This window comes from Pseudalkalibacillus berkeleyi (assembly GCF_021608225.1).
GTDB classification, from domain to species: Bacteria; Bacillota; Bacilli; order Bacillales; family Fictibacillaceae; genus Pseudalkalibacillus; species Pseudalkalibacillus berkeleyi.
Map to the genome: position 1 here is coordinate 915,049 of NZ_JAKIJS010000001.1, position 12,605 is coordinate 927,653.

The 12,605-nt window shown below is 39.0% G+C and carries 12 protein-coding genes; all 12 read left to right on the forward strand.

Features of this window, described 5'->3' with window-relative positions; all coding sequences use genetic code 11:
* Nucleotides 1–23 precede the first annotated feature (23 nt).
* Nucleotides 24–284 (forward strand): extracellular matrix/biofilm regulator RemA, encoded by a 261-nt coding sequence (gene remA, locus L2716_RS04845; RefSeq protein WP_225065642.1) that lies wholly within the window; start codon nt 24–26, stop codon nt 282–284.
* Nucleotides 285–308: 24 nt separating this feature from the next.
* A complete protein-coding gene (gene gmk, locus L2716_RS04850; RefSeq protein WP_236332314.1) occupies nt 309–923 on the forward strand; it encodes a guanylate kinase in 615 nt (204 codons plus the stop codon).
* Nucleotides 924–1,130, forward strand: a complete 207-nt coding sequence (gene rpoZ, locus L2716_RS04855; protein WP_236332316.1) for a DNA-directed RNA polymerase subunit omega — start codon at nt 924–926, stop codon at nt 1,128–1,130.
* 96 nt (nt 1,131–1,226) lie between these two features.
* Nucleotides 1,227–2,441: a bifunctional phosphopantothenoylcysteine decarboxylase/phosphopantothenate--cysteine ligase CoaBC gene (gene coaBC / locus L2716_RS04860; RefSeq protein ID WP_236332318.1), complete on the forward strand. Its 1,215-nt coding sequence runs from the start codon at nt 1,227–1,229 to the stop codon at nt 2,439–2,441.
* Entirely contained in the window at nt 2,438–4,861 is a 2,424-nt protein-coding gene (gene priA, locus L2716_RS04865) for a primosomal protein N' (RefSeq protein ID WP_236332320.1), read from the forward strand. The genes coaBC and priA overlap by 4 nt, the downstream gene beginning before the upstream one ends.
* Nucleotides 4,862–4,896: 35 nt before the next feature.
* Nucleotides 4,897–5,832 carry a methionyl-tRNA formyltransferase gene (fmt, locus tag L2716_RS04870; protein WP_236332322.1) on the forward strand — a complete coding sequence of 312 codons (936 nt, stop codon included), beginning with the start codon at nt 4,897–4,899 and terminating at the stop codon, nt 5,830–5,832.
* Nucleotides 5,829–7,181: a 16S rRNA (cytosine(967)-C(5))-methyltransferase RsmB gene (rsmB, locus tag L2716_RS04875; protein WP_236332324.1), complete on the forward strand. Its 1,353-nt coding sequence runs from the start codon at nt 5,829–5,831 to the stop codon at nt 7,179–7,181. The genes fmt and rsmB overlap by 4 nt, the downstream gene beginning before the upstream one ends.
* A gap of 61 nt (nt 7,182–7,242) precedes the next feature.
* Nucleotides 7,243–8,289, forward strand: a complete 1,047-nt coding sequence (gene rlmN / locus L2716_RS04880) for a dual-specificity RNA methyltransferase RlmN (protein WP_408005320.1) — start codon at nt 7,243–7,245, stop codon at nt 8,287–8,289.
* Between the two features lie 15 nt (nt 8,290–8,304).
* Complete coding sequence (locus L2716_RS04885) at nt 8,305–9,060, forward strand: Stp1/IreP family PP2C-type Ser/Thr phosphatase (RefSeq protein WP_236332329.1); 756 nt, start codon at nt 8,305–8,307, stop codon at nt 9,058–9,060.
* The gene (pknB, locus tag L2716_RS04890) at nt 9,057–11,045 is read left to right on the forward strand and encodes a Stk1 family PASTA domain-containing Ser/Thr kinase (protein WP_236332331.1); all 1,989 of its coding nucleotides are present in this window, start codon (nt 9,057–9,059) and stop codon (nt 11,043–11,045) included. The genes L2716_RS04885 and pknB overlap by 4 nt, the downstream gene beginning before the upstream one ends.
* Nucleotides 11,046–11,053: 8 nt before the next feature.
* Nucleotides 11,054–11,932: a ribosome small subunit-dependent GTPase A gene (gene rsgA, locus L2716_RS04895; protein ID WP_236332333.1), complete on the forward strand. Its 879-nt coding sequence runs from the start codon at nt 11,054–11,056 to the stop codon at nt 11,930–11,932.
* Nucleotides 11,933–11,934: 2 nt separating this feature from the next.
* On the forward strand, nt 11,935–12,582 hold the full coding sequence (rpe, locus tag L2716_RS04900) for a ribulose-phosphate 3-epimerase (protein ID WP_236332335.1): 648 nt from the start codon (nt 11,935–11,937) through the stop codon (nt 12,580–12,582).
* Nucleotides 12,583–12,605: the final 23 nt, after the last annotated feature.

Sequence of the window (12,605 nt, forward strand, 5' to 3'; positions counted from 1 at the left end):
ATATAGATAGCCAGGAGGTAACCATGAATATTAAGTTAATCAATATCGGATTTGGGAATATCGTGTCGGCCAATCGAATCATTTCAATTGTTAGTCCTGAGTCTGCGCCTATTAAAAGAATTATTACAGACTCTAGAACACAGCATAAATTAATCGATGCAACGTATGGAAGAAGAACACGTGCAGTGATTATTACAGATAGTGATCATGTCATATTATCAGCTGTCCAGCCTGAGACTGTGGCACAACGTTTATTGAATAAGGAAGATCTGACTGAAGAATAGAGATTGACAGAGGTGTAGGGAGAAATGAAAAAAGAAAGAGGCATTTTATTTGTATTATCAGGACCTTCCGGAGTAGGAAAGGGTACTGTTAATCGTTCTTTACGTAAACAATGGGACGGGTTAGAATTTTCAATATCTGTTACAACTCGTAAGCCTAGGGAAGGCGAAGAAGATGGGGTAGATTACTTCTTTAAATCCCGTGATGAGTTTGAAAAGATGATTGAGCAAAATGAATTGTTAGAACATGCTGAATATGTAGGGAACTATTATGGAACGCCACTTCAATATGTAGAGAAAACATTAGCGGATGGTAAAGATGTATTACTTGAAATTGAGGTGCAAGGTGCACTGCAAGTTCGAAAGCTTGTCCCAGAAGGGGTATTTATCTTCTTAGCTCCACCTAGTTTAGACGAATTACGCAATCGAATTGTCGGTCGTGGAACTGAAACAGAAGAATTAATTGACAACCGTATGAAGGTTGCTAAGGAAGAATTAGAAATGATGGATCACTACGACTATGTCGTTGAAAATGATGAAATCCAAGCTGCTTGTGACCGTATCAAAGCGATATCGATTGCTGAACATTGTAAGAAAGATCGAATTAAACAACAATATTTAAGAATACTGGAGGTAAAATAAATGTTATATCCATCAATTGATTCTCTAATGGAGAAGTTGAATTCAAAGTATACATTAGTAACGTTATCAGCAAAGCGTGCACGTATCATTCAACAATCACCAGAAACAAGTATAGTCCAGTCTCAATCCAATAAACCTGTAGGGAAGGCATTAGAAGAGGTTATAGAAGGAACATTAACCTGCGATTTCACTACTGATGATGATTGATCAACAACCTATTTTATAGGTTGTTCTTTTTTTCACAAAACGTTTAAGGAACGGTAATAATATTATGTATACAAAAGATACCGGGGGATGGTTGCATTGACTGATCAGAAGAAACTATTGTTATGTGTAACAGGTGGTATTGCTGTGTTTAAAGCGGCAGCGTTAACAAGCCAAATGAGACAAGCAGGATATGAAGTGAAGGTAATGATGACAAGTTCAGCTATGAAATTTGTAACGCCTTTAACATTCCAAACGCTTTCTCGAAATCCTGTACATTATGATACTTTTGATGAAAAGGACCCATCAGGTGTTGCACATATTGATTTGGCTGATTGGGCTGATCTTGTTGTCATGGCACCAGCAACAGCCAATAGTATTGGAAAACTAGCAAATGGGATTGCTGATGATATGATCTCGACAACCTTGCTTGCGACGACAGCTCCAATAATGATTGCGCCAGCCATGAATGTACATATGTATGAGCATCCAGCTGTATTTTCCAATATGGAGCGTTTAGCTGACTTTGGGTATCGCTTTATTGAACCTGGAGAGGGTTTGCTTGCATGTGGTTATGTAGGAAAAGGAAGATTAGCAGAGCCTGATGAAATTCTTAACGCCATACATCAATTCTTTCAAGAAGAAGATCATCAACCTTTGAAAGGAAAAAAGGTGCTTATAACGGCAGGGCCAACTCGTGAATTTGTTGATCCTGTAAGATTTTTCACGAATCGATCTACTGGAAAAATGGGATATGCCCTAGCCGAGTCTGCTGTGGAACTTGGAGCAGACGTTACGTTAGTTAGTGGACCATCCAATTTAAAGCCCCCATACGGTGTTCAATTCATTTCCGTCCAAAGTGCTGAAGAGATGTATGAGTCTGTCTTGAGTCATTTTGACAATGTAGATCTTGTTATAAAATCTGCGGCTGTTGCTGATTACAGACCACGAGAGAGACATCAAACTAAAATGAAGAAGAGTGACCAAGATCTATCGATAGAAATGGACCGCACAAAAGATATTCTAAAAGAATTAGGCAATCGTAAGTCCAAACAGATTTTAGTCGGATTTGCGGCAGAAACAACGAACGTGAAACATTATGCCCAACAAAAGCTGGAAAAGAAAAATCTAGATTTGATTGTTGCGAACGATATATCACAACAAGGATCAGGGTTCGAAGGAGACACAAACCAAGTTTATATCTTTGACCGTTACGGTAAAGAAATAGAAAGTACTCTACTATCTAAAAAGCAAGTTGCTGATATGATTCTGAATGAAAGCTGTCGACTCCTAGAAGGATTGAATAACGAATGATTGCTGGTGTAATAGTCGATGTACCGGCATTTGGTACAGACAAGACATTTGACTATCGTATTCCAGAACATCTAGAAGAAACAATAGAAGTTGGAATGAGGGTTGTTGTACCATTCGGGCCTAGGAAGTTGACAGGTTTTGTCATTGGTTTGAAAGAAACTTCCGATCTTAAACGCTTGAAAAAGATTGAAGATATCGTCGATCCTTCACCTGTCCTCAACCAAGAATTAATAGGGCTTGGGAAGTGGATTGCTAATTCTACGCTTTGCTTTCTTCATTCTGCTTACCAATCGATGTTGCCAGCTGCCATGAAAATGAATTACTCCAAGAGGATCTATTCGATCAACGAGGCAATTGAACTACCAGATCTCCCAGAGCAAATTCGTATTCAATTAGATTCAGATAAAGGGTTAGACTGGGCAGAAGCTCAAAAGAGTGGGAAACATATTGTGCGATCTATTCAATCTGCAATTCATAACGGTAATCTTGAAGTGAAGTATGAAATTCGTTCCAAAGGGAAAAAGAAACGTCATAAAGTCGTTATGGTGAATATTCCCACCATGGAATTAAATGCTATTTATGATGACATTTCAAGGAAAGCGCCCAAACAAGCGGAAGTAATCCGGTACTTCATTGGAAACAACGAAACGAAAATCCCTACACAAAAACTAATGGATGAAACGGAAAGTTCTAGAGCGACGATAAAAAGTCTAATCGATAAACAAATTCTCTTGGAAACTGAAGAAGAAATTTATCGCGATCCATATAAAGATAGACAATTTGAAAGAACAGTTTCGTTAACATTAACCGAAGAGCAGAAAGAGTCGATTAAACCGATACTGTCGGATATCGAAAATAATCAACATGAAACCTTTCTTATTCACGGAGTAACAGGAAGTGGAAAGACAGAAATATATCTTCAATCGATTGAAGCAGTCATACAAAAAGGGAAAGAAGCGATCATGCTGGTACCCGAAATCTCTCTAACTCCACAAATGGTCCATCGCTTCAAGGGACGATTTGGGTCCGAAGTTGCGGTACTTCATAGTGGGTTGTCCGTCGGAGAGAAGTATGATGAATGGCGTAAAATTCAACGGAAAGAAGCTAAAGTCGTTGTTGGTGCGAGATCGGCGATTTTTGCACCGTTCCAAAATATAGGGATTATCATTATTGATGAAGAGCATGAGTCAAGTTATAAGCAAGAGGAAAACCCACGATATCATGCTCGAGATATTGCGATTGAGCGAGGACGATTCCACCAATGTCCAGTCGTCTTAGGTAGCGCAACTCCTACTTTGGAATCTTATGCACGTGCGAAGAAGGGCGTATATACTTTATGTACTTTGCATGAACGTGTAAATCAAAAAGCCCTACCGACAGCTGAAGTGGTGGATATGAGGGAAGAGTTGCGTTCAGGTAATCGTTCCTTGTTTTCAACTGCTTTATTTGATCGATTAAAAGACCGGGTTGATAAAGGTGAACAAAGTGTTTTGTTGTTAAACCGCAGAGGGTATTCAACTTTTGTGAATTGTAGAGATTGTGGTTATGTCGCGCAATGTCCTCATTGTGACATTTCACTTACGTATCATAAACGGTCAAATCAATTGAAGTGTCATTATTGTGGATTTGAAGATAAACAGCCGACAGAGTGCCCTGAATGTACATCAGAACATATTAGGTTTTTTGGTACAGGTACTCAAAAAGTAGAAGAAGAACTGAACAAATTAATGCCTGAAGCAAGCGTAATTCGAATGGACGTGGATACGACGAGTAGAAAAGGGATGCATGAGAAGCTTCTCAATGCCTTTGCAGAACAGAAAGCAGATATTCTACTAGGTACCCAAATGATTGCGAAAGGGCTCGACTTTCCGAATGTCACACTTGTCGGGGTGTTAGCAGCAGATTCGATGCTACACTTACCTGATTTCCGTTCAGCTGAACGTACTTTTCAATTACTAACACAGGTCGGTGGTCGAGCGGGGCGCCATATTTTATCAGGGGAAGTAGTCATTCAAACGTATACACCTGAACATTATAGTATACAGCTCGCCCAACAACATGACTTTCTCACTTTTTATGATAAAGAGATGCTAATGCGAAAGCTTCATCAATACCCACCGTTTTATTTTCTAACACTCGTAACGATTTCTCACGAAGAATTAATGTACGTTGTGGATGTTTGCGAAAAGATCACGGAAGTCCTAAAAGAGGGACTTAGTGAACAAGCCGTTATTCTTGGGCCTGTGGCTTCACCCATACCTCGTGTGAAAGATAGATATCGCTATCAATGCGTGATAAAATACAAAAATGAACCAACCTTAAAAAACATATTGAATGAAATTCTTGCGCATTATCAAAAACGGATGCAACAGGATCAATTGACGATTAACATTGATATGCATCCACAAACCATTTTATAATGATAGATTCGGATTCTAACAAGATAGGTGATAATATGAAAATCGTATTTATGGGTACACCTGATTTCTCGGTACCCGTACTGCAGAAATTAATACAAGATGGTTATGAAGTAGTGGCTGTCGTTACGCAACCTGATAAACCAGTAGGGAGGAAGAAAGTCATCACTCCACCACCGGTTAAGCGGGAAGCCTTAAGACATGAAATACCAGTTCTTCAGCCGAAGAAAGTACGTCATGAGTATAAGGAGATCTTAGATTATAAACCTGATTTGATTGTTACAGCAGCATATGGTCAAATCTTGCCAAGTGAGCTATTGGAAGGACCAAAGCTAGGATGTATTAACGTACATGCATCTTTACTTCCTGAATATCGTGGAGGTGCACCTATCCATAAAGCAATCATTGATGGGAAGAAAGAATCCGGCATCACGATTATGTATATGGTCAATCAATTGGATGCAGGCGATATATTGACACAAGTTCGTGTACCGATTGATGAAGATGATCATGTAGGTTCATTACATGATAAGTTAAGCATCGCTGGCGCTAAGTTATTAAGTGAAACAATACCTAAGCTTATCGCAAATGAAATTGAGCCAAAAAAGCAAGAGGAATCGCTTGTGACATATGCACCTAATATCTCAAGAGAGATGGAGGAAATCAATTGGGAGTTAGATGGGGAAACAATCTATAACCAAATTAGAGGTTTACATCCTTGGCCAGTTGCTTATACTACGTTGAATGGTAAACCGTTAAAAGTATGGTGGGGACATAAAGTTAACGCACCGAAAAAAGGATTACCGGGTCAGTTGGTACATTTTGATCGAGAAGGAATAGTTGTTGCAACTGGGAACGAAACAGCGATAAGAATTTCAGAACTACAACCAGCTGGGAAGAAACGTATGCAAGCGTCTCAGTTCGTAGCTGGCGCACAGCTAAGTACAGATATGAAGCTGGGTGAAAAAGAATGAGTAATGTAAGAGAAGTAGCCATGGATTTATTATTGAAGATTGAGCGTTCACAAGCATACAGTAATCTTTTACTCAATCAAGCCATCCAAAAACATAATTTCTCCCAAAAAGATTCGGGATTGTTAACAGAAATCGTTTATGGGACTGTCCAGCGAAAGAACACACTAGATTATTATTTGAATTTCTTTATTAGTAAACCATTGTCTAAAATTGATGATTGGGTAGTCGTTCTCCTTAGGTTATCTGTTTATCAAATGGCTTATTTAGATCGTGTTCCTGACCATGCAATTCTTAATGAAGCTGTTACCATTGCTAAGAAGAAAGGTCATAAGGGCATTTCTGGTTTCGTAAACGGTGTATTGAGGAATGTCCAGAGGAAAGGTCTTCCATCCCTTGCATCTGTAGAGGGAAAAGCGTTACAATTAGCGCTTGAGTGTAGTCATCCTCAGTGGTTACTAGAACGGTGGATTAATCAATTAGGTGTACAAAACACAACAGACATGTGTACCATCAATAATACACCACCCTCAGTAACAGCAAGAGTCAATTCACTTAAAATGACTTCGGTTAATGAAGTGATTCAACAACTTGAAGAAGAAGCTGTATATGCTGAACCTAGTTCTGTTACACCTGTAGGCATAAAGATGCGAACAGGAAATCTTCCGAGGACAAACCTATACAAGTCAGGTTCTTTGACAATTCAAGATGAAAGTTCAATGTTGGTTGGTTATGCAGTTGATCCTCAACCTGGTGAGAAAGTGTTAGATGCATGCGCTGCTCCAGGTGGAAAGACAACACATTTATCTGAAAGGATGAAGAACGAAGGAGAAATTACTGCAATTGATTTGCATGAACACAAAGTAAACTTGATCGAAGAGCAAATTGAGCGTTTAGACTTAGCAAACATTAATACGATTACAATGGACACCCGGAAGGCTGCAAACTTATTTCAAGAAGGCTCTTTTGATAGAGTGTTGTTAGATGCACCTTGTACTGGATTCGGTGTCATTCGAAGAAAACCCGATATTAAATGGTCTAAACAACCTTCTGATATCGAGCGAATCCAAAAGGTACAATACGAACTTCTTGAGTCTGTTGCTCGTGTAATCAAACCAGGTGGATTATTAGTGTATAGTACCTGTACAATAGAAGCAGAGGAAAACGGAAATCAAATAGAGCGGTTTCTACAAGAGCACCCAGAATTTGAATGGGATGTTTCATTTTATGATCGAATGCCTACATCCGTACAGCCTTATATATCAAGTACAAAAGGAGAACTCCAAGTACTCCCACAGTATTTTGATAGCGACGGGTTTTACATTGCATCATTAAGAAAAAAATCAAACTAACAGAAAAGGCGGTGATGGACCATTGTTAAAACCGTTAACAGATAAACAAACGAATCCTGACATTAAATCGTCCATTTTTTCATTAGGATATGAGGATTTGAAGAATTGGTTGAAACAAGAAGGTGAACCTTCATTTCGTGCAAAACAAATATATGAGTGGCTCTATCAGAAACGTGTAACAAATTTTGCGGAGATGTCGAATCTCTCGAAGGAATTACGCGAGAAGTTGGAGAATGAGTATGTTATTACACCACTTAAGCAAGTGGTCAGACAAGAGTCAAAAGATGGAACAATTAAATTTTTGTTTGAATTAGAAGATGGTTATTCCATCGAAACTGTACTGATGAGACATGAATACGGAAATAGCGTCTGTGTTACAACACAAGTAGGCTGTAGGCTAGGTTGTACGTTTTGTGCATCAACTTTAGGTGGATTGAAACGTAATCTGAAAGCTGGAGAAATTGTAGCGCAAGTATTAGAAGTTCAACGCGCAATGGATGAAACAGATGAGCGAGTTAGCTCTGTTGTCGTTATGGGAATTGGAGAACCATTTGATAACTATGAAGGATTGATGTCATTTCTACGGATCATCAACCATGATGAAGGACTGAACATTGGTGCTCGTCACATAACGATTTCAACGAGTGGAGTCGTTCCGAAGATTTATGACTTTGCTGATGAAGGTATGCAAATTAATTTTGCTATTTCCCTTCACGCTGCCTCAACTGAAATTAGGAGCCGGTTAATGCCTGTCAACCGTATGTATCCATTAGATGACTTGATGGATTCTATTAGGTATTATATTCGAAAAACCGGTCGTCGCGTTACATTTGAATATGGACTATTCGGTGGCGTAAACGACCAAGTTGAACATGCAGAACAATTGGCTGATCTAATTAGTGACATCAAATGTCATGTCAATTTAATTCCTGTAAACCATGTGCCAGAGAGAGATTACGTCCGTACGCCTAAGAATCAAATATTTAAGTTTGAGCGTACCCTACGCGAACGCGGCGTCAATGTTACGATCCGTCGAGAACAAGGGCACGATATTGATGCAGCTTGTGGTCAGCTGCGTGCAAAAGAGCGTAGTGACGAAACGACGTAAACGAGGTGAAGAAGGTTGTTAAAGGCATTCTTTCAGACAGATCAAGGTAAAGTAAGAGCACACAATGAAGACAACGGGGCAGTGATTCATATCTCTGCCTCGGATGTTTTTGCTGTTGTCGCAGATGGAATGGGTGGACATAATGCTGGTGATGTTGCCAGTCAAATGGCAGTCAATTATATGAACGATCATCTCCATACATATATGAACGATCATGATGATACGAAAAGCACGATTCATTCATTAATTGAAGGCGCTAACAATAATATTTATAGCTATGCAGAGAAAAACCCAGAATGTCGAGGCATGGGGACGACAATAGTCATCGTTCGTGCAAATCAAAGTGAATTACATATTGGACATGTAGGAGATAGTAGGTGCTATAAGATAGAGGGCAGTACGATTACTCAGTTGACAGATGATCACACGTTAGTAAATGAACTTGTGAAATCGGGTCAAATCACACATGAAGAGGCGGAGTATCACCCAAGAAGACATGTTGTTCTCCGGGCACTAGGTACCGATCCATCAGTTGATATTGATGATTTACATTATGAATGGCAAAGTGGGGACTATCTACTACTTTGTTCTGATGGATTGTCGAACAAAGTGTCGAATCAATCTATTGTCGATGTCGTAACGAGTTCAGCATCACTTGAGGACAAAGGGAATCAATTAGTGTCAATGGCAAATGAAGCCGGTGGGGAAGACAACATAACCCTTATTTTGCTTTATAATGATGACAATTCTGAAGAGGGTGCATCACAATGATAGGCAGAAGAATCAGTGATCGTTATAAGATTTTAGAGATCATTGGTGATGGCGGTATGGCTGTAGTCTATAAAGCTGAAGATTTAATATTAGACCGCTTTGTAGCTGTTAAAGTACTCCGATCAGAATATTCAACAGACGATGATTTCATACGTAGGTTTCGTAGAGAAGCTGAATCAGCGACAAGCCTAAACCATCCTAACGTCGTTAATATACTAGATGTAGGTGAAGAAGATCTAACGCACTTCATTGTTATGGAGTATGTCGAAGGTCGGACGTTGAAGCAAATTATTAGAGAAGAAGGTCCACTTTCATCTGAACGAACTGTAGAAATTATGAAGCAAATTTCTTCAGCGATTGCTCATGCGCATGAACATCACATCGTTCATAGAGATATTAAACCACATAATATATTAATAGATAAGAGAGGAAATGCCAAAGTAACAGATTTTGGGATTGCATTAGCCGCTACTTCTGCAACAATTACCCATACGAATTCGGTACTTGGAAGCGTGCATTATTTTTCGCCTGAACAAGCAAGAGGCGGCATAGCAAACAACAAATCTGATATTTATTCTCTAGGAGTCGTTTTGTACGAAATGACGACTGGGAGGCTTCCTTTTTCTGGTGAGTCGGCGGTTTCAGTTGCTTTAAAGCATTTACAGGATCAATTTCCGGAACCTAAACTAATTAATCCAGACATTCCACAAAGTATTGAAAACATTATTATGAAAGCGATGGCGAAGGATCCAAATAAGCGATTTGATAGTGTACAAGAATTTGAAGAACAGCTGATTACAGTTTTTGACCGTTTTGATGAGCCTAAGTTGTATATAGAAGAAGATGAAGAAGCGACAAAGGTACTGACTCCTATTGGAGGATCTATGGAGCAGGTTCAAACAACAAAGATCCCACCCAATGAAAATCATGATGAAAAATCGAACAAGGATAAGAAGAAAAAGAAGAAGAAGAATTGGATTGCAATTCTATTTACTATTCTATTATTTCTTGGTATTGCTGGAGTTGCTGCATTAACAATATGGCCTGAAATTTTGCAAACTGATGATGTGCCTGTACCAGATGTCATCAATATGCCTTATATAGAAGCCTATGAAAAACTGAAAGATGCAGGACTCAATCCGGAGAAGGAAGAACAGCCGAGTGCTGAAGTGAAAGAAGGAAATGTCATTAGACAATCGCCTTCAGCAGGTACGAATGTTAAAGAAAATCACACAATAAAGTTAATTGTCAGTACAGGTCCTGAAAAGTTTGAAGTGGAGAATTATATAGGTAAAGAAGAAGATGATGTAAAACGTACGAAGGTTCAAGACTTGTATAAAAGTGTAGAAACATCTAGACGTATTAGTGAAGAATATGATGAAGGTGTCATTATTGATCAATTTCCGGAAGCGGGAGAATCAGTTATACCAGGACAAGAGGTGCTCATCTTGTATGTAAGCAGCGGACCACCTCCATTCGATCTCGCTGATCTTGAAGGGAAAACCCTAGATGAAGCGAAAGCATATGGTGATCAAAACGGGATAACGATTAAAGAGGCAAGTGAACGTGAAATATCAGACTCTGTAAAAGAAGGAAGTATTATCAGATCAGACCCAGCAGCCGGAGAATCTGTCAGAGCTGGAGATGAGATTACCGTTACGTTATCAAAAGGTGTACCTGATCCAATTACAATTAAGGATAATGTGGAAATCGAAATTGATAATGAGAAACCTGGTAATGGTAATGATAAAGATAAGGAAAAAGACAAGAAGAAGCAATCGAAGAAAGTTAGAATCGTAACAAAGGATGCGAATGGTGAACAAACGATCATTGAAGAAGAAATATCTGAAACGAAAATGTACGATATTCCATTGACTGTTGCTTATGACGGTACAGGAAGCTATACAGTTTTTGTAGATGATCAGGAATTTACTAGCAACTCTTTTACATTTGAAGAAGCGAAAAACTTTCAGAATGGAGAGTAGAGAATTGCATGGCAAAAGGAACAATTATTAAAGCGTTGAGCGGTTTTTACTATGTAAAAAGTGAAGGTGAGATTTATCAATGTCGTGGGAGAGGGAATTTTCGGAAACGGAAATTAACCCCTCTTGTTGGTGATGATGTTGTATTTGAGTCCAGCAATAAGACGGATGGTTATGTTCTAGAATTAATGGATCGAAAAAATGAACTAGTCAGACCGCCTATTGCAAATGTGGATCAAGCGCTGATAATATTCTCTGCTCTCGAACCTACCTTTAGTACACTTCTTTTGGATCGGTTTCTTGTCCATATAGAAGCTAATGAGATTCTCCCTGTTATTTGTCTAAGTAAACTGGATTTACTGAAAGAAAATGAAAACGTTAATAAAGAGTTAAGTGTTTATCGTGACATCGGTTATAACGTACTTGAAACATCTTCCATAGAAGAAAAGGGATTAGAGGATGTTAGAAGTATATTCGAAGATAAAGTTACTGTCATTGCAGGGCAGTCTGGTGTAGGCAAGTCAACCTTGTTAAATGCATTGAATCCGGAACTCAACTTAGAAACGAATGCAATTTCCAATCATCTTGGTAGAGGGAAACATACAACGAGACATGTTGAACTGATACCTTTTGGTGAAGGTCTTGTAGCAGACACCCCTGGATTCAGCTCTCTAGATTTTGTGAATATGGAACCTGAAGACTTATCGATTTATTTTCCAGAGATGCGCGACTTACGACCAAATTGTAAATTTAGAGGTTGTACCCATACTTCTGAGCCTAAATGTGCGGTGAAAGATGGATTATCAAACGGAGAAGTTTCGCAATTCCGTTATGACCACTACGTACAATTCTTAGAGGAGATTAAAGACCAAAAACAACGGAGGTACTAGACATGACGAAAATAGCACCGTCGATTCTATCAGCTGATTTCTCCCGATTAGGAGAAGAAATTAAAGATGTCGAGCAGGGAGGAGCGGATTATATCCATGTTGATGTCATGGATGGTCATTTCGTTCCAAACATAACGATAGGACCACTGATTGTGGATGCAATCCGTCCCATTACTGAATTGCCTTTGGATGTACACCTGATGATCGAGAATCCAGATCAATATATCCCTCAATTTGCTAAAGCGGGTGCAGATATTATCTCAGTTCACGTAGAAGCTTGTCCTCACCTACATAGGACCATTCATTTGATTAAGGAAAATGGCGCTAAAGCAGGTGTCGTGTTAAATCCACATACGCCTGTAAGTACGATTGAAAACATCATTGGAGATGTTGATCTTGTCTTGCTAATGACTGTCAACCCAGGCTTTGGAGGTCAATCGTTTATTGAACAAGTACTACCGAAAATAAAATCGGTCTCTGATCTATGTAAAGAAAAAGGGTTAGATATTGATATTGAGATCGATGGTGGTGTAAATCCTGAAACAGCGAAATTATGTGTAGAGCATGGTGCGAATGTGTTGGTAGCAGGTTCAGCGATTTATAAGAAGAAAAACAGAAAAGATGCAATTGACGCCATTCGTGGTGTATAATTAACGTTAGAAATTAAATATTG